This is a genomic window from Chryseobacterium formosense, assembly GCF_900116415.1.
Classification (GTDB): Bacteria; Bacteroidota; Bacteroidia; order Flavobacteriales; family Weeksellaceae; genus Chryseobacterium; species Chryseobacterium formosense.
Map to the genome: position 1 here is coordinate 1,123,597 of NZ_FPAP01000001.1, position 25,891 is coordinate 1,149,487.

A 25,891-nucleotide genomic window follows, 5' to 3' on the forward strand; every position below is an offset into this window, starting at 1 on the left:
TTAAAAATTCCTCTTGTACTTATTCATTATGTTCTCCACAATACCTTTATCGGTATTTATGTATCCTGCAAAAGGATTGATTGAATTCCAGAATCCCAATAGATTGGCTTTTTCCAGTCTTAGCTTTATTGCCAAAAGCCATAGTTTCAGATTTTTTACATTTCCGGATATATTATGCAGGATTTTATAGCGGTCTCCGGCAGTAGCTAAATTCAACTCTCCAGACGCCAAAATATCAGTGATATCCGTTACTATTTTCAAACTTTGCTCATAGGTTTTTTGCGAAGCTTTAGTTCCAAATATGGCGTACTGAGGATGCTGTGAAGCCAGTTGAACGACCTGAGCAGAGTAATCATAGCATTTGTTCAGCTCAGTGTAGATCTGCTGTACCTGAATTCCGTTTTGAAGTGTTCCAGAAACCTCCTTCAAGCCCTTTAATATTTTATTCTGAATATCATTGGCGGCTACCATCTGGGTTCCCACCCAAGTTTGGGCATCCTTTAACTTTGAGGTTTCTTCAATAACTTCATTTTGTTTAGCTTTCAGATTTTCTGAATACAATATCATCGCTGCTGTTACCGTAGGATCTATGTAGGTATTTTGAGCAAATAAAAAATTTCCCAATCCTAAAAAAAATAGACTAAACTTTTTCATACTGATAATTTTTATTGATTAATTCTGAAAAACTGATTTGATGATCTTCGAGCTCCTGTGAGATCACTTTGAAAACATTTTTCACTTTTTTCTCATTTTTCATCCTGTCGTAATAAGAAACAATCTTTTGGTCTAAAGGATTTTTGTACAGATTGACCAGTGAAACAAGATTTTCAAGGCTGTCTCCAAAAATTTTTAAATCAGATACAATTTTAATGAGTGCTTCATCATAACTTCCATACTTCTGTACATAATACTCTACTGCCGATTTTTCGGGCTTCTCTGTAGTGTATGTTAGGTATTGCTCTATTGAAACTTCGTTACCGTAGACTTCTCCTTTAGAACCTCTTTTCAGGTAAAACTCTTTGAACCTGCTTCGTCCGAATTTGTTATTAAGGTTGTTGATCGTGAATATCTTGTTCTGTTCGACTTTATTCAATGAAAGTAATGCCCCTATCCTATCGAAATTGTCTTTGAATTTGGTCTGGTCAAGAAGAATGAAAGTATCCGAATTGTTGATAATGGAGTCTTTTACAACTGCATTTCCAATAATATCATCCAGCTCCTGTGTTACCACAACCGCTTCTCCCCAAAATTTTCTTACCGTTTTATAGAGGTATAAAATATACCCGCCCATCAGTTTACTTGCAATGGCTTTCCACGCTTCTTCAATAATCAGAGCTTTGCGCCGGTCTTTTCTCAGTCGCATTTTCTGGATGAACGTATCCATAATGATGAGCGTCACAATTGGGAAAAGCTTAGGGTTATCTTTCACATTATCGATTTCGAAAACGATAAATGACTCATCAAACAAAGTATTATCAGCACTTTCATTGAGTGTTGTTCCATAACGTCCTCCCTTGTAAAAGTCCCTGAGAACAAATAGAAAAGTCCTTAGATTAAACTCTTTTTCGGTAATACTATGCTTCTTATTATTCAGATAAAGAGGAAGAAACTCATCACAGTAATCATAGAACCCGTTAAAAGAAAGTTCTTTTGCATCAAGCCTTTCTTCCAATTCTTTGATTTTTTTAATGATAGCTTTTCTAAACGATTCATTCCAATTTTCTTCTTTTTTGTCCTGTTTAATGATCTCATTGGATTTTATGAGAATCAATTGAGTTTCATTATAAATCCTTCTTCTCTCTTCATCACCCAAAGTTTCATAAGCCTCATAAACAGTATAGAATTTTTCATTGTCATAATCTGGATTATTGATATTCTTGTCAGGATGATAGAACTTCAATAGTTTCCTTCCGGCTTCCTTGATCTCTTCAGAACTTGCATCAAAGGAAATTCCTAAAACATCGTAGTAAGTCCGCTGTTCGTTAACTTCATTCTCATATTGAGCATAGATATCTTCTTCGTGAATGTTGTATTTATTCAAGTAAAGAATTAGTTCTTCTGAAGTTTTATTCTCATACCATTCGGTTCCCGAATTGAAATACTGATGATAATAGGACATCAGCACATTGTCCAATATTGATTTCTGGGCAGATGACATTGACGCATCAGGACCTTGCCAGATAAGGAAGATCAGATTGGTTAAAAATTCTATTTTCTCAATATTGAACTCTTTCTTATCCATGAGGAAAGGATTCATTGTGATCGGCTTTTCTTCGGTGTACTGAATGTATCTGCCTCCTTTGTACTTGCAGGTCCCTGAATAGGAATCTCCGGTATCAACGATAACCACATCATAGTTGTAGGTGAGATACTGTTCAATGATATTGTTCATTAAGAAACTCTTTCCTGAGCCACTGGGTCCCAGAACAAACTTGTTTCGATTGTTAATTCTGCCAATTTTCATAGGCAGGTCAGCAGGATCTACTTTCAATGGAACACCTTGCCTGTCCGTAAACCTTAGATAGAAATTGGATTCTTCGTTCACAGGGTAACTCTCTTTAAAAAAAAAACACAAGGCCGCTTCGCTTGTCGTCATAAATAGATCGTATTCCCTAAGTTCCGTGGCATTGCCAGGAATAGCAGATCGGAAGAGCTCCAGCTGATTGTAAGCATTCTTGGAAACGATGATTCCCTTCGTGAATAATTTGTTTTCGATCATAGATTGGATATTTTCCATCTTTTCCAATGTATCTGCAGAAAATAGAATGGAGAAATGAGCGTTGACAACCAATTGCCCATCTGTGGCGATGTTATGCAGAAGAGTTTGGATTTCTTCCGCTATAATGGCATTGGACGGAGAGTTATTTGCTGCACCTTCGTGCTTTTTCTTTTTCTTGTTGAGTTCTCTCTGTTGTTGTGCCTGAAGAGGAATCGTAATCACCTGATTATAAATGATGGTTTCATAGTCCTCCAATTCATTGATGAATGTAAAATTATCAACAGCAGTTTCTGATGCTGCACCATTTCCTCCAAGTATAGAATAAGGCTCTATTTCAGAAGGCAGATCAATATTTTCAACATCGACATAGGAAATATTCTTAACGAATTTATTTCCTATCTGCAGATATTCATTGGTTGATTTGATATTATCAAAACTTGGTATGTCAGAAAACTGCATTGACAATACACAGGAAATGTAATGTTCAAAATCTTTTTCAAACAAAAATTGTGGCTCGCAGTCATTTTGCTGTAAAAGCATAAATACCTTTTGGCATTTATCACGAAGCTCTTTATAACTCTTGTCAGAGAAATGGTAGTGCTTCATTTTCTTTTTCAGCTTATCATCCACAATATCTGTAAAAAGAAGTATTGTCTCAATAGTTTTAAAAAGTCGCCCTTCAAAATGTTCTGAGTATTTCTGCTGTAGAAATTGGTTCGACTCTTCAGCAGTGTATTTTTTCTTTGAAAAGAAATCGAGTTTCTGAACGATTCTACCCTCTCCTATAATGGCTACAACCTGATTTAAAACCGTATGGAAGTTCAGATAATTGTCAGGATCTGCCGAATACTGCTCAACAGGATTTTTTATTTTGATTCCGATAATAGGATTTCCGTATTGTCCAAATAAAACATCAAAATCCCATCCGAAGATCTTGCCATAATCATAGCCGATAAATGGGATATCAAATGCCTGTTTCTTTATGTTCGTCATAATCAAAAAGTCTTTTATTGTTTATTTTTTTTGGAAAAATCAAAACTTGGTTGAAGTTTTTGGTCTTAGAATACAATCCATATTTCTCCTGTCTTTTGAAAATGAGATAAACTCCTCCTCCTGTTACTACAAGTCCTAATAAAGATCCCACCAAGCCGAACTTGGATAATATCAGTGCTGCGATAACTCCTACTCCGATAACACCCAATGCGTAAAAGATGTATTTCCCTTTAAGTCCGAAGAATACAAGGGGTTTTTTAAGCCCCTTGTAGAGATAAAACCCCATTCTAAGCAAAGAATGCTGTTACGAATTCCGGAACTACGAGTAAGAAAATCATAGCACCTCCATAGCCCAAAATCTCTTTGTTGACATCCTGGTCGCCATTCGTCCATTTGTTATACACTCTCAGACCGCCGATGAAACCGACCAGTCCTCCCACTGCTTTCAGGATCAGCTTAATTGGATCCCAATAATCCTTGATATCGTTAGCTGCATTGGAAATTGCTGTTGCACCACCCTGTGCAAATGCAGGAGTAAAAGCAAGGAGTATTACACAAGCGGTTAATAACTTTTTAACCATCTGATGACGTTTAGATTTGTCGTTCATAATAATTGAAGATTTATGTTTAGAATTCTGTTTATTTTGCTTAGAATTAGGCATAGAGGATGTGCTATCCGCCATTTATTGTCGGATCATTTTTAATGTGAAAAGTTCTGATTAATCTCTTAGATCATCGATTGATAGACCTTGTAGCCGTCACGGTTGGAGAGAACCTGAACGTTGGTTTCAGCGAGGTTTAGAAAGTTCTTAAACTGTTTATGATAGGAATAACGATTAAGAGAATTTGTCTCTTTATTTTCCTCATGCTGACCATCTTGAGTTTGTATGGAATCAAGATCTGCAGTTTCGTTTTTATTTATTTCTACTGATTTTTCTATAATTTGTGGAGCAGTATTAAAGTCATCAATATCCTGCTCCGATTCGAACTTCTTTCGAAAGTGTTCAAGATCACGGATTTCATCCTGCTCATCCTGACTAACGGAAGAAAGGTCTTTCTTATTGAAAGAACTAGGGGTATTGATATTTTCCACATCATCGATTCCAACTTGTTGTATTTCGTTTTTGTCTTTTTCTGAAAATTCCATCAGGGAATACTCTTCAGTTTCTTCCGGTCTTCCAGAATTATCTTTTTTCAGAAAAAGATCGTAGACCATATTGCCTGCGTAATAAAGCAGATAAACGGCTATGATAGTGGTAATTATTTTGATCATCTTTAGTAAAGTATTTGTGGTTATAAAGTAATTTCAAGGCAATTATTAATGTGATCTATTATTTCTGCGAATGGAGTTTTAACAGCATATTTTTGTTCATAGGTCAGTTTCCTTGTATCAAGGATTTGGAGACAATTTCTTTTGTATACAGGACTTTTCAGTAAGATTCCATACCTGCTGATTTCAGCATCCATTCCTTCCTGGTTCAGGTATTTATAGCCTTTATCATATTTTGAGCGAATGAATATCCTTTCTGCCTGACTTTCCAGTAGACCCAGAAAATTGATGAAGACCAGTGTTGATTTAGCGGACACATTTGAATATTCAAAAGGAATGACAATGAAATCGCTGTAAATCAGAAGGTCGCTGTATTTCACATCCAACGTTCCTGCTAGGTCAAAAATGTTGATCTCATCGCTCTCTTTCAGTTTAATTAAGCTTTCAAAATCAGAGTATGGCTGTTTGTTATCTTCCTCGATGATTTCTACATCGTATAGTTTTGGGATATCGAGCAATTCGTCTTCTTTCCACTTATGGTAAAATGACTTCTGAAAATCGAAATCGAAAACATTGACTTTTCTCTTTGAAATAGCAGAAACATAATTCGAAAAAGCAATGGCAAGTGTTGTTTTTCCGGTTCCCCCTTTCTGTGTTGCAAAAGTGATTATCATAATTCAAACTTTAAATAATTTCACATTACATTTTACTTACATTCTTCTTTTTTTTCTTCGTTTTTTAAGTTCATTCTCTGCAGGATCTTTTGTCATCCCTGAGCTTTTTGTCAGCTCAAAAAACAGTTCGTTTAGAACTCTGCTCAATTCATTTTTTCCTTTGGTTTCTCTATGCTGAGCTGTTTGTAACTGAGGATTCAGGAATTCCTGATATTTTTTTTCTCCAATCATCGGTTTTAATTCTCCGATATAGTGAAGCCTTGAATGAATGACGTAATATTTCCCATCTTCTGATTTGACAATATTGACATCTTCTTTATTTTGAGTTTTCAGATATTCTTTTACATCATTTTTGACAGCATAAAGCGTCTGCTTATTTTTTAGCTTTTTATTCTCAAAAAGCATAAAATCCTTTACTTCATCTTCCCTACACTGGTTTCCCAAAAATCTTTGCAATATTCTTTTGCTTTCATAATTTGGAATATTGTAATCTTTAAGACTTTCAAACAGTCTCTTATCCATTTTATCAGAAGTAAATTCGAACAGTTCTTTCATCTTCATTATTTCGCTCCCTTTATAGACTGCACCTGTTTTATGATCAATGACTGTGTAACCAAAAGGTTGATTTTTGTCTTTATGATGAAAAACCAAGTCGACACCAAATACATCTTTCAGTTTCTTCTGAATCTCACTTACGAATTCAATCTTTGGTATCCAATTATCTTTTTTCTTTTCTTCCGGAAGCATTGCTTCCTGTTTCCTAAAATCCTCAACTTTGAAAACCTTATTGGAGTAATTTGTTTTATATTTTGAAAAGATAGCTGTAAGCTGTCTCGCTCGGCTACCATTTTTTTTGTTTTTAAAAACAAGCTGGCCGCCTGAAAATATTTTCTGAACAACTCCATTTTTTAAAATCTTAAAAAATTCTTCATCATTTACGTTTTTGCTCAACTTAAAACCATTTCTATCAAGTAGGGTTTCTAACTGATGGAGACAACTTATTTTGTAATTCAGTAGCTTCTTCAACTCTTCCTCTGAACTTATTCCATAAAGCTTTTCCAAAGTATTGCCTAATGCTTTTTGAGCTTTCAGTTTCTCGTAGCTGTCATCAATCTTCTTTCCGGTCAGCTTGTCGACTCGGGTCGTAACGATATGGATGTGATTGTTCTCAGTATCATTATGAAAAACAACAATGAAAGGCTGTTTTCCATATCCCAATTCATCCATAAAATCTTCTGCAATTTTGGTAAGCTCTTCTTTGGAGTTTTCTGTGAACTTTGTTGATATTGTTGTGTGAAACTGTGGCTTCTGTACTTTTTTATTTCCATAAGAAATAGCTTTCAAATAATCTCGGACTTGCTGTTTATCGCTGTCTTCATTAATAAAAGATGGAAAGTTCTTCAACAACATCAACTTTCCCTTTCCCTTTTCGATCTTCTTGTCGTTGTAATTGACTCCTGGAAAATCATGTCCCGCAGCATCCATAATCTTGACGATCATTTGGACAGAAGAGTATAGATATTTTCGAATATTTTATTTTGTCGCTCTTTTAATATTATAATTTCTGACAGCTTATCTAAAAAATCATCTAACTCTTTTTTAGCAATAAATTTTTGAGCATTCACAATTCTGGCAACTTGATTAATGTTTGTTTCAATCTTTACAAAAACATTATCCTGCTTTTCAATAAATTTCAGTACTCTCTTTCTTTCATCATCCAGAATTCTACTCTCGACAGAATTAATAATTAAACTGGTTAAGGAGATTTTTTTCTCAGTACATACTTTTTTCCAATTTTCCTTCCTGCTGCAAGAAATTCTAATTTTGACGTAATCTTTATTTTCCAAAATTCTCTTATATTATTCTACGACATTCAAGTAATTAATCGGAAATGTTGTCATCCCTTTTATGGTTCCACTAAATTTCTCAATCTGGTTTTTCCACAAGAGAAGGTGAAAATCCACGTTAGTTAATGAAATAATGCCTTGCTCTACCTCGAAAGAATTTCCATTTGAGCTTCCGCTAACCAAAATATTGTTTATTGATCCTACACTACCATCCGACATAAAACCTAAATCACTCAATGGTTTTGATAGATTCAACATGGCATAATTTGAGTTAACAGGCATCGAACAATTGATGCTGATATCTAGGTAGCCGATTGTTCCCACTCGTCGAGCATTAATCTGTCCGGTTATTCCGAGACCTGATGTGCCAAGTCTATAAATTTTTGTTGACAATGTATGCTGACGAGGATTTGTAGGAAATGGTAGATAATCATTCCACGACGTTTGTTCAGTAATAGAATTAAGAGCAAGATTTTCGTCTAAAATGATAAGAGCGTCATAGAATCTTGGTTCCTTATACATCTGATTCCAGATCATTCCATTAAAAAAGTAATAGCCTTCATCAACAACATGTATAACTTGACCCGACAAATTTGTTGCTGCTTGAGTAACATATACAATTGCACCTTTTTGCAGCACTGAATAATTTTTATTTGCAAGCTGATTACCTGTAATTTTTGGCGCTATTATACCATCAAAATGATTGCTTACATCAGGTTTTCCTACGACCTCCAACGTTGAATTTGGTGTCTGTGTGTTAATTCCGACCTGAGAATGGAATTGTATATAAATAAGAATTATAAAAAAATAAAATAATCTTTTCATTTGTTTTTTGATTAAAATTTCTATTGCAAAATTGGGGCATAAAGATCACGAAAACAATAGTTTACGAGAGACTAAGATGTGATACTGTTAATATGAAACAATCTAGATTTTGAGAAAATTAAATAAGAATAAAATGGATTATTTTGGAAGCCTAAAACAAATTCATAAAAAAGAAAAACAAGTTTCGCCGTTTTTCCAACCCTTTGATAAAGGGCAAGAAAGTCTTTGATACCTAAATTTGAAAAATTTGTGGGTACAAAGGCACATCTTGCCATTAACATCGGTAGTTGCTATGTAAATTCTAATTTGAAAAATCGAATCAGAAGTATTTATAATACATGGTAATCAACGTGTATATCATATAACTTTTTCAATTTCTCACATGAGAAATATGAGAAATATGTCAAATTATTTTTTTATTAGTTTACTTGAGTATATTTAACGAAGGTCAATCTTATGCTTTGGATTTTATTACGTAGGTCAATAAAAACCCACCTCTATTTTACACAGGTCGATAAAAATTAGTTGGTTAATCACATAACGCAATGGATCCTATTAAAGAAATATGTACATTGTTAAGGAGATGATCAAATGAAAAATCCGATAAATCTATGGATCGTGATGTTACGGAAATAGAAAACACTATGAGTTTTAATTTGTAAAGGTGGGAAGCTCTAGATGTTCATAATAAGAAAGTTCAGACTAATTCTAAATCTTGAAAAAAGAAGTAGTTGTAAAAACAATTATCTTGAAATGGTAAAGAAAATAGCGAGATGATGCAGTATCAAGATTTATTTCATAATGTAAAGAATCGAATTTGTCTATTGAATAATATAAACTACCAACTTTGCTAAAAACTATCTTCGAAGGTATAGCAAAAAAACATCAAAACTCTTTGAAGGTACGCAGTATTGGTAAATTTAACATTAGAGAATAAGTATTATATGAAAATACAATATGCCATGTATAAAAATTTGGTTTCTTAAATAGTGGCCAGTTCATATTAATGAAAGTATGCTTTTAGATCATCATTTTTAATTTCAAATCTACGATATTACAACAGATCACTGTAAGACAAATTACTTATTGTAAATTATCGGCTAATAGAAACAACCCTCAAATTGCCAAATTTTCGTTTAACTTCGTTTTTATCAGTATCAATTTTATAGAGTTCAGCGGGCATTAGCTTATCAGTCAAATTACTACCATCAACAACAATTGTAACTCTATCCTTTTTTTCAGCTTTGCTAAAGGTCTTGTTATCAGTAAAGCCAAAAATAAATGTACTGTAACTGTCCTGTGGCATATTCGGGATTATTCTCAACATTTTAATATTTGGAATACTATCAAGAAATTTATTTATACTTAGCCCTTCGTATAATTTGGAAGATTTCTTTACTTTTTCTATTTGTATTTTACCATTAAGATCTAGCTCTTGTGAATAAAATAACAAGGAAGAAAGAAGCGAAAAGATAATTAATATTGATCTCATAGTTTTAAATCATGGACATTTAGTTTGTTCATATTTTGGACTTCCATCTGCAGCCGTACTTTTATTTGTTCCCAATTTTTGAAAGTTTCCAGACGAATCCATTTTCATTAGAGCTATTCCAACATTATATGTGTCCAACATATATGCCATCGCAACTTCATAACTAACTTGTGTGTTAGAATTATAGTCAAAAGCTACATCATGGTACAGATCATTTAACGGTTGTGGAAAATTTACAGCAGTTGAACCATCTGGATTGATTGAATAAGATGGAGGATAATCTGTCAAAAATTGAGACATTGCTGATGGATCGGTAACTGCTATCGCATATACAGAGCCGTTTGGTGATGTTATGTAAAAAGTACTGTAAGAATTAAAATCATTGTAAGCACCTATCAATGAATATATGTCTCCAACAGAGCTAGGATGATTATTGTTTGTGTGGTAATGAAGACTAGCTACCGGAAGATTATATGAGTGTTGTAAATTGACAGAATGAGCTGAGCCATGCTGTACTGCAGTTGATTCAAAAACTCCGTTTACACTGCCAAATACTACTCCATGTTCTTTACCATCAAGAATTTTCACGTCGTTTAGACCTTGTTTAAATTTACTTTCATTAGCTAATGCAGTTGCTAATGACGTTGCCGCTTTAGTTTTTTCACAAGGATCGTCAGGATCATTTGGATCATCAGGTGGTGAAGAACTACCACCTCCACCACCTGCTGTACCGCCTGGCGGGTTCGTTCCACTATCTTGCTTATGTGCAATAATAGCATAGGTAGGACATACACTTGCACATATTCCACTTCCGATACATTCATCAGGATCAATAAACATTTTTATATGTGTTGGACCATAAAGCGGTCCTCCTGTTCCGCCACCAACCTCAAGCCAACTTTTTTTGACTGTAATAGCATCAACGACACAAACTTCCGTGCAGAAATTACATCCGATGCAGGCCTCAGCATTATAGCTGATCACATCATTTACATCATTATACGACATCTAAAAAACGACCTTTTTCTCTAAAAATTTCTCCCTTAACTCTTCATAAATTGTATAACGATATTCAATGCCCCTAAATGTATTAGGAAGATAAGTCCTAATTGGACGATTAAAGATTATACAAGATTGATGTTCATTCAGACGCACAATTTTAAATTTTGAATTAAACACAATATTCTCTGGTATCATCTGGCTTGATGTTATATAGCCATACGTTATCAGCTCCTTCACGACAGTCCATTTACTTAATAGAAATGCAGATTCAGCTTTTACTGCATTAACATCTAGATTTTCGCTTACCAGATAAATTGGTTGGATTAAATTTTTAATATGTGAGTTATCAAACCCAGTATTGATAAAATCTCTATCCTCATTGAGACAAGAAACTAATAAAGATCCTCCAGCTAAAAAAATAGATGCTTTGATTGAGCGTGTGATAAATTCTTCCCTAGTCATACAAGCAACAAACATACATAAAATTATTTCCTAAAAAAAATTAATTCACATAAAAAAGTATTAATATTAACAAAAAGTATATTATTTTAAGTGATTACATAGATAATTTAATTCACTAGATGTAAACTTATATTGATAACAAAATTTAAATAATTTTATTTATCGATTGTTTTTTATTAATCTCAAATAATATTTACATACCATATTGTAATTTTATTAATCCTTACAATACCATTCATTCAAATCATTATATCCCTCATAAATTAAAGAACAGTCTTCTGCATTCATAAAAACATTTTGAATTTTTGTTTTAGCAAAATTTCCGTTCTTATCATTATCCAAAAACAAAGATATTTTATGATACTTATCCAGATCATTTTCAATTTTAAAAAGCATTGATGTAGAATTCAGAATCAAATAATCTGAATTTTGGTGTTTTTGCATCTTTCTAAAAGTAAGATAATCAAAAAAGCCTTCAAATATTGCAACTTCATTAGAGTTGTTTATTTCACTTTTAATCCACGTAACGTCTTTTTTACCCACACATATTTTAGAAAACTTATTTCGTACCTCAAAACCGCCAGAATCATTTATAAAGCCTATTCCAAAATATTTTTTTCCATACATTTCATAATGAATCTCTTTTACCAAATCCTTTTGTTCATAAACCCTTCGGGTTATTAAATACTGAATTAGTGCAAAGTGTCGAATTTCACTCACCTTTAAGATTTCATATTCCAAATTTTGCTGAGGCTGCACATTCTGAATAGAAAAATCAAGCTTTGTTGCTAAGTATTTCAAAGCATCTGCAACAGAACATTGATTGATTTGCTGGACAATAGAAATCACATCGTAACTCTTCCCGGTACCAAAATCAAATGCTTTATTTTTAATAAAGTCCACTGATAAACTTGGTGTTCTCTCCTCTCGGTCAAGTGCAAAGTAAAAAGCCGTCCTTTGATTATCCTTTATAGGAAACAAATTAAATGATTCCAAGACTACTCTGATACTAATCGTTTGTTTTGCTTCTTCGCAATTCATTTTTTTTCTTTTAAAGCAATTTTTTCACTTCCATTCTTTTTAAAAAAAATAAAGTTTCATTTCTTTTTACTAACACTTTTAATAATTATCGCTAGCCCTCTATTAAAAACATAATATAAATATTTCCAATGAGCACAAATCCGAAAGATGCATGAGCATAATTCCGAAATTTAAATGAGTTCAATTCCGATTTTTCCGCTCAAATCAGATGAGTACAAGTCCGACTTCAGTCTATTAATAATGATAAGTTTTTCACAATTCCAGTCCGAAAGTTTACAAAAGGAGTGCAATTCCGAACAGTCAGTTTAAAATGTTTCCAATCTACTCCATATTTAACATCAGAGAGTGTCATTCCGAAATGCAGATGAGTACAATTCCGAAAAACAAATGAGCTCAAATCCGATTTAAATAATAAGCGGGTAACCATTGGGAAGCAGCTCCCCCATCTTTGTATTTCTGTAATGAAGAATAATATATTCCTGAATCTTTTTCAGGAAATCTATACCGTTTACATCAGTCGACTTCAATCTATTCAATCTGCAATCTTTCAAAAAAGCATTAAAACACCTTTCAATCATCTCTCTGGTTTGAGGAATATTCCTGTATTGATAAGTAAATTGAACAATATCCTCTTCCTCTAAACAATACCTTTTTCTGAAGTAATTCAACCTTCTAGTAACTTTTGACTTTTCCGAAATACTAGTCACCAGGCTTTCATCCGGAATAGAATTTGTTTGATAGGGAATGATGTAAATCAAATCAGCACGGTACTTGTAATGAAACGAAAGGTTATTAAATTGATTCAGACTGATTCTTGCAGGCTTCAGAAACTTAAAACAAAAATCATTGGGAGTCTTGTAATTCAATCCGAACTTCCTGTTGAATGTAGAAAGCTTTAATGCAGTTCCTGATAAAGGTATCTTCGAAAGCCAAATTGCAAAAATGACATGCTTATTGTTACTTATATTGTACACAAGATTATACAGCACATAATTATACTCTGGAATTACGATTAATTTTCTTAACCAATAACTGCTGATTAAAAAAGTAGTATAGCCTCTCTGATCATAACTAGGAGTAGAAATCAGCCCTCCAAATGTTTTGATTTCCTTTCCTTTTGAATTCACTGATTTGTACCAGCTCATCTTATATTTTGCAAGGAACTCATACGCATCAATAACCTGCTTAGTGGAACCGCTTGGTGATACTTTACTGTTTCGGATTTTAATTGATGCAAAAATATTGTTCTCTGTCTCAAATTCTTCATTAAACAATGATAGCTGCTTAGGTCTATCTTCAGGACGGAACTGCTCGCTGCTGATAATTGAAATTATATTAAATATGATTCTAAGAGCATTTATGGGAATATCCGCAGCTTCCTGCTCTTCAAAAATAAAGTCATCAACAAAAGAATTTCCGAGACGGATCTTTTCTAATATTCGTTCGCTTTTCTCTTCAAAGGTTTTTCTAACCAATCTAAAATTTTTATTTGAGTTCACTATTTTATTCTATATTTTGACCAAAAAAAAATGATCATAACTTTAACTCATAAGACAATCGATCTCTCAAGTATCATTCTTGGTTTCAGTATTCTTCAATGTTAATCTCGGATGCTTGATATCTGGTATTCTTTCGTTTAAAAAACTCTTTTGCAACGACTCTTTTAAAAATGGGATTGCGCTTTTCAATGAGGCCCTCCAATCAGTAATCGGTCGGTTAAAGTTGTTCTTCCAGCCATTGTCGATCCAAAGTTTATATTTTTCTTTTATATAAGGTTGAAGTACGGAGCTGTATGTTTCAAGTTTTCCTGCATATTCCAAAAACACATCATAGTTTGGTATATTATCTGTAAGCATTACGCTCATTGTCTCCACTCTATCATTAAAAATGTTCTTTGCCACAGCAGTACTCAATTCAACATTCTTCTGAACTTTAGGCAACGGATAATTCAACAATAACCTGTAGGAGCATGGAACCCCATTTCTGTTGTTGAAACTTATCAATCCCATTGTTTGAAGCTTCTCTTTAGTAACCTTTACTGTTTTTCGTGTCAAAGAAAGTTTGTTGCTTACAGTAACATCAGAAATACTAAAGTCATATCTTTCATTTTCAAAAGCATTTTTAAGCAAGAACAAATACATAGCAGTAGCAGTTGCACCAACTGAACTCCTATCATTATATTCCCAAAATCGCTGAATCAACTCGATGTAATACATGTTATTTTTTTCCAAAAAGCTTTAAAGCCATTTCCTTGTCGATAATGATGATGTTTCCATTCTGAATAATTGCATCATCAAGAATCCCTGATGACTTTACCTCTGAAGCTTTGGATACGGAACACCCTAGAATCTTCGCTAATCCTTTAAGTCCGTACTCATATTTTTTTTCAGAGCCACCACCTCTACATATTTCAAGAAACTCCTCAACGGTAAGCTGCCAAATAGGTGTTTTAGGGTCAATATTTTTCATGTGATACTTTTAACTTTGTTTTATAATCAATCTTTTCATTCTGCCACGTCAATTATTTCTATAAAAGTTCCCTTATGAGAATTGTAACTGGGATAGTAGATAATAACTCTGTAAAACACTAAGTCTTTTATACATTTATGATAGGTAGCAATAGATTTTATTCTGGCTAGTTTCATGAGTTGATTTCGATAAATTCTATAAGGATTTTGAAATCTACTTTTTTCCCATATTTGAAACAAAGCAACACAAAGGCTGATATGAGAAGTATTTAGTTGGTCATCCCTGAAAACCTTTTCAAAAAAGACTATGCTTTTTTCGATCTTCGTCATGCTAATATAATTTACAAATAATGCAATGCGCTGAACTCTTTCAATAAATGACCAATAAGAAAAGTTTTGTCTGCTGGCTGCAATTCGAAGCTGTAGTACAGAGTATCGTGTTTTATTAAAATTGATTGTAACATAATTAAGAAATTGTTTGTCTGACAAATTTCCAAATTGAAATACGTTTAATTTCGGTAGTTCTTCGTTGCTACCGAACGATTTATTTAAATTTTACTAAAAACGTTTTGAAATAGATTGTTTACCACTATAAAAATTCAGCAGCTCAATTAAAGTCTTCTTCCATTCAGCAGATTCCAATCATGTAAATATGATATACTTGCAATAAACAGTCAAAACTGACAAAGTCATGAAAAATCGAAAATCATTTGTAATACAGTAATTGTGCATTATCCCGGAGTTGAGAAAAGCATATTAATTTCTTAAATCAAAAATTTTCTCGGTAATAACGAACCACTACCGAGAAAAAGAGTACAGATAACTCCGATAGTTTATTCATCGGAACTTTCCAGATACTGTTGCATATTCTGTTGAATTAAATCGAGAAACCTTGTCCGGTAGTTTTTTCTTATCCGTATTTCTGCTAACGTCTTATGAAAATTCCCCAAATTGATGTCAAGTGCAGTCTCTGCCCATCGAAAGACATCAGAAATCTCACATTGACCGGCATTAAAACATTTTGTTTGATACAATGCGAATAATAATTCAGTGAGCGCAACTTTTGGCGCAGTCCATTCTAAAGGACTATTTTGAAAAACTTTCTTTTCAATGGTGAGATCGGAATTAATTTTTGAGGCGAGGTACTGATCAAGCAAGTCGTTCGCTAAAATCTGTGAGACACAATGATCATGAGAAGTTGAAAAATCCTGATCGTAATTATAAAACTCAGCGCTGAGCTTCAATTTAAAATCAAATTTAAACCTTACAAAATACTTCTTATCCAGATAGCTTGCATTACGCCTGTAATAACTTATAAAGTCTCTATTCTCCTCGTAAAAGTACATTAGATTTGATCTCTCCTTCTCATAATAAGAAATAAGCACAGAAGGGTCAGCATAAGGTTTTGAACTTTCGATTCCTAAGATCCTTGAATAATAAATATAAACAGAAACAAATTTAGGTTTAGTGTTTTTAAAAAAGTTAATCTCATCACGCCAGTCTGTAAATGTATATTGAGATACCAGCTTTTTAAGATTTCTGACTGTAGCATCTGTTTCCATAAGAATCTCTTCTGCGATGTCAATGATATTTGTTTTTGCCCGATTAATAAAATCAATGTGTGCATTTAAATCCTTCCACAATTTTTCAATTTCTGTTTTAAAATCTTTTTGGTTCATGTGCTAATATTTTATATGTATAAAAAATCGCATTTTAAGAAAATTTACCAATTGATTGAGCATTTGAAGTAGCTTATTTGTTAATGATGTTATTAATTGAAGTCATCCGCAGAATGGATATTTCATGATGAAAGAATTTTTAAATTGGTTTATCACGAATTCCCAGAGTGGTTTATCGTCATCCAAAGAACAGCTATAACAGATAAGGAGACTGTAGCAAAAAAAAACAATAACAATTGAAAAATTAATTATTTTTAGATTTAAGTTCTTCCAGCCTTTTACGGATAAAGTCTGTCGGCCGCATTCCGGTGACTTCAAGAAAATGCTTTGAGAAAACTTGTCTGTTAGACATTCCACATTGGTCGGCCAAACTCTCTATATTATATCGAAGATATTTTTTATCGTTCAGCATTAAATTCATGATGTAGTTGATCCTTAATTTTTTCAGATAGTCCGGAAAATTGATATGAAGATGCTCATTGAGCACATAGGACAGCTGAGAACGGTTTGTTCCTATTATGGCTGCTACATCTGGAAGCTTAAGTCCTTTTTTAATAAACTGCTGTTTTTTTTCAAATACAATGAGGTTTTGTTTTACTTCTTCAATTTGTTCTGCAGTATAAAGATTTTTAACATGTTCATCAAAAGATTCAACTTTACTGTGAAACTCCTCGGAACTGTTTTTATAGCTAAGCATTAATTGCTGATATTTCTTATTCAGGCTTCTCTCCTTTTGTCTAAAGTGATAGAACAAATAAAGAATTGAGACTGATGCCAAAAAAATTACGCCAATAATTGTAAGACGCGAGATCGTATGCTTTCTTAGAAGTGAACGCTTTTCATCATTCAATCTATCTGTATCATATTCATATTTTATTTTTGAAGAGAGTTTTGCAAAATCTGCATTTATAATTGAATCAGCTTTAAGCAGCTGATTCGTAAAGTAAAGCTGATCAGATTCATTTTTACTTTGCTTTGAATGATTAATAAGATACTCATAGGAAGATCTAATTTCCGGTGTTATGAAATGATATGTATTGACTAGCGAATCAACTTTCAGAAGGTATTGTAACGATTTTTTTCGATTTCCTTTTTTCCAGTATAGTTTACCCAGATAGAAATTGACGGTTGCGAGAGAAGCAAAATCCTGTTTATTTGCCAATATGTCTCTTGATAAAATCAAATGTTTTAGTGCGGCATCGGGATGGTCTTCCCTTAATAATTGTATTCCTCTACCCTTTTGAAAATATCCATATTCAAGCGAATGCTGATCAGGGGATTTTATTTTTTCAAGTCCTAAATCAATTAAGGAATCTTCCTTCTCATATAATCCCATCTTCGAATACGACTTACTCAAACGGTAAATGCTATTGAGATATCCGGACTCGTTGTTAAGTCTGATATTTTCATGAATGCTTTTTTTGTTCATCGACATTTCAAAAAAATTGGCAGTCCCCGTAAAATGTACTATTGATTCATCGTAGTAACCGAGATAGCTCTTCACCACACCCAAGTGATAAACAACCTTGTTTTTCAGATAGGCATCCTTGGAATATTTTGAGGACTTAAAAGCAATGATGTATTGCTCAAGCGCTTTTTTGAAATTTCTGATATTATAATAGTAGATAATACCTTTTCCCAATTGAGCTCTGGCTATTTGATCATCATTATTAATTCTTTTTGAAATAATTACAGCACTGTCAGCGTAGATTAACTTTCGTTGAGGATTTCGTGAATAATATACAGCTTCTTCATAACCTGCAATAATTTTTAAATCGTTGCTTTCTTTTTTTGCCTTATCAATATACATGTTTACAAAAACCATCGCCCTCTCATCATTCTCAGCATATGCATTTATCAATGATGAAAGTTTTTTATAAGAATAATTGATTTCCTGAGCTTTGACAAAGGATACAGAAAAGTAGATTATGACGAATATAAAAAGGTTAATAGTCCGCATGTGATTGGGTAAGCTCAAAATTAGCAAAATTGGAAAAATTAAACACGAATTTAATTTATCGACGAACAATAATAACATAAGTTACTCAATATCAAATATATAAAGCGTTAAAACATGGGAATGAAAGATCATTTATTACAACATTATTGATCTTAGAACCCTACATTTCCTTTTTTGCAATTGGTGATAGCCATAATTTCGAAGCAGAATTCTAAACAACCTGGCCGGGATAACTTTTAACAATCATTTAAAACATCATGAAAAAGTATATCTCAATTTTTAATTTATTATCTGTATTAATTATAACATCATGCGAGAGATCATCCGATCTGGACGCTGAAATCGAGAATTTAAAACCTACACCTAATGGGAGTATTTCATATAACAACTTTACACCTTCGGCCAGACAGGAATCGTCAACCCCTGAAATTTCAGACCTAAATAATCTGGACACCGGAGATGATGACGAACCCAGAAGGGACAAGCAGCATTGGAGGATTGCTACCGACAGCGTTCAGTATCAATTAAATTTTAATGAAATAAAGTTTGATGAGAACATCAAGAAAAAATATAGTACTGCAATCCGGTGAACTTTGTACGATGAGCGGCGAATATGAAACTTCTGGTTCAATTTCTACGACAATCTTCGTATCAAAAGGAGAACAGATGCCTGAGTATTGTGGAAAAAAAGTCAAATGGATATTGGTAAAAAACGGATAAAATTAACGCCAATGAAAACCTTCAAATTAAAACTCGTAGAATGTACAAGCTATTTTTTCATACTGCTGTTTTGCTATGCTGCCATCAGTAAAATGATAGATTTTGAAAACTTTCAGGTTCAAATCGGACAATCTCCACTTTTGAGTGCCTATGCAGGGGCAATATCATATGGGGTCATCATTTGTGAGATTCTGATTGTCATATTTTTATCGACTAGGAAGTCACGATCAATTGGTTTGTATTCGTCAACAGCACTAATGTCAGCATTCACGATGTACATCTTCTTGATTTTAAACTATAGTGATTTTGTACCTTGTTCATGTGGTGGCATACTTGAAAGTCTAGGTTGGACAGAACATTTAGTTTTCAATTTGTTATGTGTAATTCTGGGTATAACTGCAGTATTTATTGCCGATAATAATACCGGGTTTTCAAAACTAAGTATCACTGCTTTATTATTTTTATCCAATGTACTATGTTGCTTCTTAGTATATATACTTTATATAAACTCGGAAGAAATTATCAAACAGGACAACAATTTTACCAGAAGATACTTAATGCATCCTATTATTGAAAAGAAAATATCAAGTCTGGATAATCCATACTATTATATTGCGGGCGCTGATGATAAAAATATTTATCTGGGAAACATCAAATTTCCGCAGCAAATCCTGGTGATTGATTCCGCAATGGTTATAAAAAAGAAAATTAATATAGAGCTGGATATAAAGGAATTTCCCTATCGAAAGCTTGAAACAAAGGTAGCAGGCAAATACTATTACATTTACGACGGGACAGTTCCAATTATTAAGAGAGGTTTGCTAAGCAGTTCGAAACCACAAACCATCAGCCTTAATGATGCATATTTCTCGCAGCTGGATGTCATCAACAATTACAATTCATTTGTACTGAGAACACAGAGCAGTAAAACTAAGAATTTACTTATAGCTTCACTTCGTACCGGTTTGCAAAAAAACAAGGTGGAATTATGGCCCAGCTTTCTTCGTAAGCAGACAGACGGTGTTTTTGACAGCGATGGTGCGCTTAGTGTTGACAGCGAAAATGGAAACATTATTTACACATACCGTTACAGAAACGAATTTATTGTTGCCGACTCAACTTTTAAGGTAAAGCAAAGGTTAAATACGATAGATACGGTAAGCATCGCACAGATTAAGCTCATAGAACTTGAGGGCAGTAAATACAAGTTGAAGGCGCCACCTTTGAATGTTAATGGTTTTTCCACTGTTCACCGTGGACTCCTTTTCAATCAGTCATACTTAAAAGGAAAATATGAATCCACTAAAAGATTTAAAAATTCAAAAGTAGTTGATGTTTATAAAACTGACTCAAAGCTATATATAGGGAGCCTGTACCTGGAAAATAGGAATGATACTGCTGTTAACGATATCATTACAACCGATCAGTTTTTATATGCCATAGCCGGAAAGCAACTTATCCAGTATCAATTAAACCAACCGCTCCTTAAATATTTAAAATAAGGGGAAGCCGAAAACCTTTATCAAGAGTAGGCAACAATACAAATCCTTTTTATTATGAAAAAGTTCATTTTTCCTGTAGTCCTGATATTGATGGGCACAGGGTCAGCTTTTGCAACCAAAATGGTAAAAGAAAGCAAGCAAGCCATCGAAGCCGGTTACCGTCTGGTAAACCACGGTGAAGGCCAGTTTGAATGTATCAATGCAGATAAAGACTGCAGTACCGTTGCCACAGCAAATGTCTGCACTTGGAGCGCCGATCCTTCTGTTCAGTTAAGAGCAGTTGGTTCTGAAACAATGTGTGGCGAACTTCTCTATGAAATTCAGCCTTAATTAAAATTGAAGGGCGTCCACAAGACGTCCTTCTTTTATTTGCACCATAAAGCAAAAAATCATGTTTTAAATTATAAATCAGGCTCTGGACCTCTCCAATTATTAATTTGAGCAAGACCATTTATCTTTATAGGCTTACCTTCCTTTGCAGATTGGTAAATTGCTTCCATGATAATATGATCTTGAAGTCCCTCTTCACCCTGTGTAAAGGGTTTTTTATCATTCATCACACAATCTGAAAAATGATCCATTTCTGCTCCGAACTGATTGTTCTCTGCAAGTATTATTTCTTCACTTCTCTTCATCATCCCGTCTGCTTTCGATGTTTTTAAACGTTGCCCTTTGTAGGCGTAAGCCTGGTCAAGATCAATCCATCCCTTTTCACAGTTTACTCTATATCGTCTGCTTTCATGAACATCATAATCGGTTGCACATCCTGCTATGATACCAGTTGGGAAACGCATCTGCCAACTGACCAGTTCCTCTACCTCTTTGAATAATGGATTTCCCGGAGTACTGTATTGATATGCAAAAACCTTGACAGGCTCTTGACCTAGGACAAATCGTGTCGTATTGAGGCAATACAGACCAATATCGGGAAGCGCTCCACCTCCTGCCAAAGCTTTTTTATGACGCCAATGATCTACATTTGCCGTACTTTGCGAGTTATGAGCCTCAACATATTTGGCAAGCCCAAACTCTTTTTTTTCAACATTTCCCTTAGCTTTCGATTATGCGGCTGGTAGTGGATACGATATGCAATCATTAGCTTAACATTTGCCTTTTCACATTCTGTAATCATTTCCCTACATTCGGCAGCTGAATTTGCCATTGGCTTTTCACATAGAATATGCTTACCAGCGCGGGCACTTCTGATCACATACTCTTTATGAAGTCCATTGGGTAAAACGATGTAGATGACATCAACGTTTTTATTATTTTTAATCTGATCAAATGTGTGATAACTGTAGCAATTTTCATCACTTATACCATATTGAGCAGCCACCTTTTTCATTTTATCAGGACTTCCGCTGACTAAAGCGATAAGTTTTGATTTTTTGCAGTTAGATAATGCCGGTAATATTTCTTCTAGCGACAAATGTCCCAATCCAACAACTGCGTAGCCAAGTCGGCTATCAGGAGGAAGCGGTGTGGGTGTCGGAGCAGACTTTTGGTCTGAATCAGATTTCCATTCTTCCAGAAGGATGGGCTTTTCCACATCAGATGGAATCTTTGCAGGGGGTGATATCGCCTGTTTTTGGTCTTGCCCATAAACGTGTGCTGACAGTACCGGAGCTAAAGCAAGTGTTCCGGCAGCACCAGCCAGTGACCTGCCAGTTAAATTAAGAAATTCCTTTCTGGACAATTGAGTTTTTTTAATGAGATCTTTGGAAAAATTCATAGGTTTAGTATTAAGTGATGGTGTTCAGCTATTCACAGAGATTACACTTTTTGTAACTTTATGTAGCCATTATGATTTATTCAATAAAAATGCCACTACATTTGTGACCATAATCAAAACAAACGATCAAAAGACAGCACATTAAGACATGTAAATTTTTGCATGATTTTTGCTACACAAAATTTAGCCTTAAACGACACTGATTATAGAACCTAGAAGTAATGGCTCAAAATTATGAAAACTGTTTTTATCCTAGAAGATGAAGCTGGTATCAGAGAAGTATTGGAAATATTATTTGAATCTGAAAATTACCTTGTTTCAACATTTGCTGACATTAAAGAATTTAACAGCAGAAATTTGACCATAATACCTGATGTTTATATTCTGGATGTTATGCTCCCCGATGGAATAGGAACAGATGTTTGCAACCAATTAAAAAATCATCCTGCAACCACTCACGTTCCTGTGATTATGATGAGTGCGCACGCTAAGGCATTAGAATTGGAAAAGACCTGCAATCCAAATGCATTTATCAGCAAACCTTTCGACCTTTCTGAGATACTTACAAAAGTTGAAAATTTAACTTCCGAAGCAAATTTAGGTTTGGTAGTTTAATTTAAAATAATCAATTAGATTCTTTTCTGACAGTCTTTTTTTATTAAGAGGTAATGGGTAACGTAAACCAAAATGTGCTTCCATGTCCTTCCTTACTCTTTACCCCTATTTGGCCAGCATGTCTTTCGATAATTTCTTTACAAATATAGAGGCCGATTCCAAATCCTTTTTTGTGTTTCATTTCTTCACTTTCAACTCTATAAAAACGGTCAAAGATATAGGGCTGATCTTTTTGGGGAATGCCCATTCCCTGATCAGTCACGCATACGTAAGCTAAATTATTCTCCGTTACACATGCAATATTGATCACCGTGTCATATTGAGAATATTTAACGGCATTATTAATAAAATTTAAAAGTACCTGTTCAATCTTATCCCTATCGGCTTCAACTGCAGTAAATTCAACAGGTGCAAAGATAATTTTATGTGAAGTTATTGTTGCCAAAGATTCTTCTTCAGCTATCCGTACAAGATCTGCTATATCAAATTTAGTCTTATTAAGCTGAATCTTGCCCTCGCCTAATCTTGCTGTTTCTAAAAATCCGTTGATCATCGCATCCATACGCTTTGTTTGTCTCGTTAATTTGGATGCTGTCTCAGACAGTAGATGATCATTATTTTTGTCTGCTCTCTTACCAAGGATGTATGTATAACCACGAATAGCGGTCAGAGGATTACGAAGCTCATGGCTCACCATTCCTATAAAATCACTTCTACGTTGCTCATCCAGCTTCCTTTCCGTAATATCTGCAATTGTTCCGGAAAAATGAGAAATCCCAGGGTTTACGGAATTCAGATACAATTTTCCGGTAGCATATACCCAGCGAAGCTTTTTGTCAGGTAAACAATTTATTGGATATTCTAGTTCATATGGCACACCTTTATTTATCGCTGCATCAATTGCTTCAACAACTTTTTGGCGATGAGAATCTTCAATCTGATTTACCGTCGCATCGTATTGCATTTCTTCGTCTGCACTAAAACCGAAAATTTCTTTCAAACGCGCAGATGCTGTGAATTCTCTTGTTTTTGCATTGATGCGCCACGTCCCTAAATTCGCAGAAGAAATAGCCATACTTAAATATTCTTCTTTGTCCATTACCTCCTGATGCAGTAAATAGCTCTCTGTGATATCGGCAAAACTTCCAATGGCTCCTATAATATTTCCGTCATGATCTTTCAATGGAGTCGAGTTCATTCTCAAATAAAGCGAATCCCCCAGTAAATTATCAACTAAAAAAACATAATTCTCTACAGGTTTACCCGTCCGAATAGCAACTATTATAGGATGCTCATCATCAGGAAGCGGCGTTCCGTCAAGCTTTCTGTTATTCCATTGTGGTGAAGAATTTTTCAGGGTAAGCATGCTCAATTCATCCACCTTGAAGATCTCGCGATTTTGTTTATTGGTATAGACAATATTTCCATTCTCATCTGTGATACCAATCCCCTCGCCGACCGTATCAAGAATGGTTTGCAGCCTGTCCCTGCTTTGAAAAAGTTCAATATTGCTTTTTTTTAATTTATCCTCTGCTTCACGCAATCGTTTATTGGCTTGTACGAGATCCTCATTAGAAGTGATCAGCTCCTGATTTCTTCTTTTTAATTCATATTCATTCTGTTGTAAAGCTAATTTTGACCTTACCTGATCCGTCACTTCTACAGCCATATCGATAATTCCCACGATCTTTCCATCTTCATACAAAGGGGTGTAGGTAAAATTGAAATAGGCTGTTTTGATTTGTCCGTTACGCTTGAGTTCGACCGGGGTTTCATTTCCATATACAGGTTTCCCGGAATGGTAAATATCATATAAAAGATTGTAAGCGGACTGTCCTTCAAGTTCCGGTATTGCAGTAAGCAATGGCAGACCAATAATGTCAGAATTTTTATCGAGAAGCTCAAGCATAGGCGCATTGGCTGTGTCGATCACCAAATCTGGACCGCGAAACAGAATAATAGCAGCAGGAGATTGCTCTATAACGTTTTTAAAACTGCTTTCACTTTTCCTGTTATTTTCTTTGAGGATTAGATTAACCTTTTGAGCCAATTCCAGTTCATGCACCCTTTTTTTAAGAGATAACTTGTCGATAACCTGACGGGCTAATGTTCGAAGTGCTTTTTGTTGTGCATCGTTTAATTTTCTCGGTTGATGATCAATAACACAAATGGAACCTAAGGCATAACCTTGTTCATCAACTAATGGCATACCTGCATAGAAACGTATATCAGGACTTCCTGTAACCAGCGCGTTATCTCTGAAACGAGGATCCGCCAAAGCATCTTCAACCTGCATCAGAATGTCAGGATGTTCAATGGCATGCGAACAGAATGAATGACAACGGTCCGTCTGTCTCGTATCAAGACCATAATGAGACTTAAACCATTGTCGGTCTGCATCAACAAAACTAATTAAAGCAATGGGCGTATTACAAATAGACGCTGCCAACTCAGTAAGGTCATCAAAATTCTTTTCTTCAGCTGAATCCAGAATTTGGTAAGAACGAAGGGATTGAAGCCTCAACTGCTCATCTAACGAATTGATATCAGCCATTAAAAGGTATTGAATTTTATTGTTAACTTAAAACCAGTGAACAAAGATATAAAATATAAATAGTCAATTGACACCAAAGCAACGAGTAATGAATACTTGATAAAATCATGGCTAAAAACCACTTAAAGCGAACCTCTAAAAAGCGTCTGCTATAATTGGTTATATTCCTAACTTAAAGTTAAACATCATCCCTCCTCCTCTCTGCAGAAGTCACTGTAAATAAATACAGGGGCTTTTTAGTTTTTAGATGCTAAAAATTTTAACGGAAAATTTCATAAGTGACTTTTCTTAATCAAACATCTAAGATACAGGTCATCGTAACAAAAGGTGTATGGA

Annotated in this window: 24 protein-coding genes and 1 pseudogene; 4 read left to right on the top strand and 21 right to left on the bottom strand. The window is 34.3% G+C overall.

Annotation, left to right across the window (positions count from 1 at the left end):
• From BM371_RS05315 to BM371_RS05410, 18 genes are all read right to left on the bottom strand, one after another.
• Positions 1-654 carry a hypothetical protein gene (locus tag BM371_RS05315; RefSeq protein WP_034676594.1) on the bottom strand — a complete coding sequence of 218 codons (654 nt, stop codon included), beginning with the start codon at positions 652-654 and terminating at the stop codon, positions 1-3.
• On the bottom strand, positions 641-3,712 hold the full coding sequence (locus tag BM371_RS05320; RefSeq protein ID WP_177225341.1) for a TraG family conjugative transposon ATPase: 3,072 nt from the start codon (positions 3,710-3,712) through the stop codon (positions 641-643). Before BM371_RS05320 ends, BM371_RS05315 begins: the two co-directional genes overlap by 14 nt.
• Positions 3,684-3,998, bottom strand: a complete 315-nt coding sequence (locus BM371_RS05325) for a DUF4133 domain-containing protein (protein ID WP_034676596.1) — start codon at positions 3,996-3,998, stop codon at positions 3,684-3,686. The genes BM371_RS05320 and BM371_RS05325 overlap by 29 nt, the downstream gene beginning before the upstream one ends.
• A 1-nt stretch (position 3,999) precedes the next feature.
• Positions 4,000-4,320, bottom strand: coding sequence for a DUF4134 domain-containing protein (locus BM371_RS05330; RefSeq protein WP_081874567.1), 321 nt, complete (start codon positions 4,318-4,320; stop codon positions 4,000-4,002).
• Positions 4,321-4,439: 119 nt separating this feature from the next.
• A complete protein-coding gene (locus BM371_RS05335; RefSeq protein ID WP_034676599.1) occupies positions 4,440-4,985 on the bottom strand; it encodes a hypothetical protein in 546 nt (181 codons plus the stop codon).
• A 20-nt stretch (positions 4,986-5,005) separates the two neighbouring features.
• The gene (locus BM371_RS05340) at positions 5,006-5,656 is read right to left on the bottom strand and encodes a ParA family protein (protein ID WP_034676601.1); all 651 of its coding nucleotides are present in this window, start codon (positions 5,654-5,656) and stop codon (positions 5,006-5,008) included.
• A gap of 36 nt (positions 5,657-5,692) precedes the next feature.
• Positions 5,693-7,156 (bottom strand): relaxase/mobilization nuclease domain-containing protein, encoded by a 1,464-nt coding sequence (locus BM371_RS05345; protein WP_034676603.1) that lies wholly within the window; start codon positions 7,154-7,156, stop codon positions 5,693-5,695.
• On the bottom strand, positions 7,153-7,503 hold the full coding sequence (locus BM371_RS05350; protein ID WP_051882785.1) for a hypothetical protein: 351 nt from the start codon (positions 7,501-7,503) through the stop codon (positions 7,153-7,155). The genes BM371_RS05345 and BM371_RS05350 overlap by 4 nt, the downstream gene beginning before the upstream one ends.
• Positions 7,504-7,515: 12 nt before the next feature.
• Positions 7,516-8,094: a hypothetical protein gene (locus BM371_RS05355; protein WP_131430938.1), complete on the bottom strand. Its 579-nt coding sequence runs from the start codon at positions 8,092-8,094 to the stop codon at positions 7,516-7,518.
• 1,327 nt (positions 8,095-9,421) lie between these two features.
• A complete protein-coding gene (locus tag BM371_RS05365; protein ID WP_131430941.1) occupies positions 9,422-9,820 on the bottom strand; it encodes a hypothetical protein in 399 nt (132 codons plus the stop codon).
• A 9-nt stretch (positions 9,821-9,829) separates the two neighbouring features.
• Positions 9,830-10,828, bottom strand: coding sequence for a 4Fe-4S dicluster domain-containing protein (locus tag BM371_RS05370; RefSeq protein WP_034676614.1), 999 nt, complete (start codon positions 10,826-10,828; stop codon positions 9,830-9,832).
• Complete coding sequence (locus tag BM371_RS05375; RefSeq protein ID WP_034676616.1) at positions 10,829-11,299, bottom strand: hypothetical protein; 471 nt, start codon at positions 11,297-11,299, stop codon at positions 10,829-10,831.
• 201 nt (positions 11,300-11,500) lie between these two features.
• The gene (locus BM371_RS05380; RefSeq protein WP_034676618.1) at positions 11,501-12,325 is read right to left on the bottom strand and encodes a toprim domain-containing protein; all 825 of its coding nucleotides are present in this window, start codon (positions 12,323-12,325) and stop codon (positions 11,501-11,503) included.
• 404 nt (positions 12,326-12,729) lie between these two features.
• Complete coding sequence (locus BM371_RS05385; protein WP_228376743.1) at positions 12,730-13,800, bottom strand: hypothetical protein; 1,071 nt, start codon at positions 13,798-13,800, stop codon at positions 12,730-12,732.
• Positions 13,801-13,890: 90 nt separating this feature from the next.
• Positions 13,891-14,541 (bottom strand): hypothetical protein, encoded by a 651-nt coding sequence (locus BM371_RS05390; RefSeq protein ID WP_034676622.1) that lies wholly within the window; start codon positions 14,539-14,541, stop codon positions 13,891-13,893.
• A gap of 1 nt (position 14,542) precedes the next feature.
• Positions 14,543-14,794, bottom strand: a complete 252-nt coding sequence (locus BM371_RS05395) for a DUF3853 family protein (protein ID WP_034676624.1) — start codon at positions 14,792-14,794, stop codon at positions 14,543-14,545.
• 832 nt (positions 14,795-15,626) lie between these two features.
• On the bottom strand, positions 15,627-16,472 hold the full coding sequence (locus BM371_RS05405; protein ID WP_034676628.1) for an RteC domain-containing protein: 846 nt from the start codon (positions 16,470-16,472) through the stop codon (positions 15,627-15,629).
• Between the two features lie 244 nt (positions 16,473-16,716).
• Complete coding sequence (locus BM371_RS05410; protein ID WP_165571778.1) at positions 16,717-18,333, bottom strand: helix-turn-helix domain-containing protein; 1,617 nt, start codon at positions 18,331-18,333, stop codon at positions 16,717-16,719.
• A gap of 356 nt (positions 18,334-18,689) precedes the next feature.
• On the opposite strand from BM371_RS05410, the gene BM371_RS05415 reads away from it, so the two are divergent.
• The 3 genes from BM371_RS05415 (at position 18,690) to BM371_RS05425 (ending at position 20,984) form a co-directional block, all read left to right on the top strand.
• Positions 18,690-19,022, top strand: coding sequence for a hypothetical protein (locus BM371_RS05415; RefSeq protein ID WP_034676632.1), 333 nt, complete (start codon positions 18,690-18,692; stop codon positions 19,020-19,022).
• A gap of 141 nt (positions 19,023-19,163) precedes the next feature.
• Complete coding sequence (locus tag BM371_RS05420; RefSeq protein ID WP_034676634.1) at positions 19,164-20,654, top strand: MauE/DoxX family redox-associated membrane protein; 1,491 nt, start codon at positions 19,164-19,166, stop codon at positions 20,652-20,654.
• Between the two features lie 54 nt (positions 20,655-20,708).
• Positions 20,709-20,984 carry a DUF6520 family protein gene (locus tag BM371_RS05425; protein ID WP_034676636.1) on the top strand — a complete coding sequence of 92 codons (276 nt, stop codon included), beginning with the start codon at positions 20,709-20,711 and terminating at the stop codon, positions 20,982-20,984.
• A 71-nt stretch (positions 20,985-21,055) separates the two neighbouring features.
• Here BM371_RS05425 and BM371_RS20635 read toward each other — a convergent pair.
• Together BM371_RS20635 and BM371_RS20640 are read right to left on the bottom strand one after the other, a co-directional pair.
• Positions 21,056-21,652 (bottom strand): annotated as a pseudogene (locus BM371_RS20635) (Gfo/Idh/MocA family protein); the annotation flags it as partial.
• A complete protein-coding gene (locus BM371_RS20640; RefSeq protein ID WP_228376744.1) occupies positions 21,628-22,386 on the bottom strand; it encodes a Gfo/Idh/MocA family protein in 759 nt (252 codons plus the stop codon). The gene BM371_RS20640 and the pseudogene BM371_RS20635, both read right to left, overlap by 25 nt.
• 234 nt (positions 22,387-22,620) lie before the next feature.
• On the opposite strand from BM371_RS20640, the gene BM371_RS05435 reads away from it, so the two are divergent.
• Positions 22,621-23,001: a response regulator transcription factor gene (locus tag BM371_RS05435; RefSeq protein ID WP_051882786.1), complete on the top strand. Its 381-nt coding sequence runs from the start codon at positions 22,621-22,623 to the stop codon at positions 22,999-23,001.
• 43 nt (positions 23,002-23,044) lie between these two features.
• Here BM371_RS05435 and BM371_RS05440 read toward each other — a convergent pair whose 3' ends face one another.
• Positions 23,045-25,555, bottom strand: coding sequence for an ATP-binding protein (locus tag BM371_RS05440; RefSeq protein WP_051882787.1), 2,511 nt, complete (start codon positions 25,553-25,555; stop codon positions 23,045-23,047).
• Positions 25,556-25,891 lie beyond the last annotated feature (336 nt).

Bases quoted from the DNA above. Each gene is read 5' to 3' on its own strand.
- BM371_RS20640 (WP_228376744.1), bottom strand. From the start codon at position 22,386: ATGAATTTTTCCAAAGATCTCATTAAAAAAACTCAATTGTCCAGAAAG.
- BM371_RS05335 (WP_034676599.1), bottom strand. From the start codon at position 4,985: ATGATCAAAATAATTACCACTATCATAGCCGTTTATCTGCTTTATTAC.
- BM371_RS05440 (WP_051882787.1), bottom strand. From the start codon at position 25,555: ATGGCTGATATCAATTCGTTAGATGAGCAGTTGAGGCTTCAATCCCTT.
- BM371_RS05345 (WP_034676603.1), bottom strand. From the start codon at position 7,156: ATGATCGTCAAGATTATGGATGCTGCGGGACATGATTTTCCAGGAGTC.
- BM371_RS05425 (WP_034676636.1), top strand. From the start codon at position 20,709: ATGAAAAAGTTCATTTTTCCTGTAGTCCTGATATTGATGGGCACAGGG.
- BM371_RS05315 (WP_034676594.1), bottom strand. From the start codon at position 654: ATGAAAAAGTTTAGTCTATTTTTTTTAGGATTGGGAAATTTTTTATTT.
- BM371_RS05380 (WP_034676618.1), bottom strand. From the start codon at position 12,325: ATGAATTGCGAAGAAGCAAAACAAACGATTAGTATCAGAGTAGTCTTG.
- BM371_RS05405 (WP_034676628.1), bottom strand. From the start codon at position 16,472: ATGAACCAAAAAGATTTTAAAACAGAAATTGAAAAATTGTGGAAGGAT.
- BM371_RS05340 (WP_034676601.1), bottom strand. From the start codon at position 5,656: ATGATAATCACTTTTGCAACACAGAAAGGGGGAACCGGAAAAACAACA.
- BM371_RS05390 (WP_034676622.1), bottom strand. From the start codon at position 14,541: ATGTATTACATCGAGTTGATTCAGCGATTTTGGGAATATAATGATAGG.
- BM371_RS05325 (WP_034676596.1), bottom strand. From the start codon at position 3,998: ATGGGGTTTTATCTCTACAAGGGGCTTAAAAAACCCCTTGTATTCTTC.
- BM371_RS05420 (WP_034676634.1), top strand. From the start codon at position 19,164: ATGAAAACCTTCAAATTAAAACTCGTAGAATGTACAAGCTATTTTTTC.
- BM371_RS05375 (WP_034676616.1), bottom strand. From the start codon at position 11,299: ATGTTTGTTGCTTGTATGACTAGGGAAGAATTTATCACACGCTCAATC.
- BM371_RS05370 (WP_034676614.1), bottom strand. From the start codon at position 10,828: ATGTCGTATAATGATGTAAATGATGTGATCAGCTATAATGCTGAGGCC.
- BM371_RS05435 (WP_051882786.1), top strand. From the start codon at position 22,621: ATGAAAACTGTTTTTATCCTAGAAGATGAAGCTGGTATCAGAGAAGTA.
- BM371_RS05330 (WP_081874567.1), bottom strand. From the start codon at position 4,320: ATGAACGACAAATCTAAACGTCATCAGATGGTTAAAAAGTTATTAACC.
- BM371_RS05320 (WP_177225341.1), bottom strand. From the start codon at position 3,712: ATGACGAACATAAAGAAACAGGCATTTGATATCCCATTTATCGGCTAT.
- BM371_RS05365 (WP_131430941.1), bottom strand. From the start codon at position 9,820: ATGAGATCAATATTAATTATCTTTTCGCTTCTTTCTTCCTTGTTATTT.
- BM371_RS05395 (WP_034676624.1), bottom strand. From the start codon at position 14,794: ATGAAAAATATTGACCCTAAAACACCTATTTGGCAGCTTACCGTTGAG.
- BM371_RS05415 (WP_034676632.1), top strand. From the start codon at position 18,690: ATGAAAAAGTATATCTCAATTTTTAATTTATTATCTGTATTAATTATA.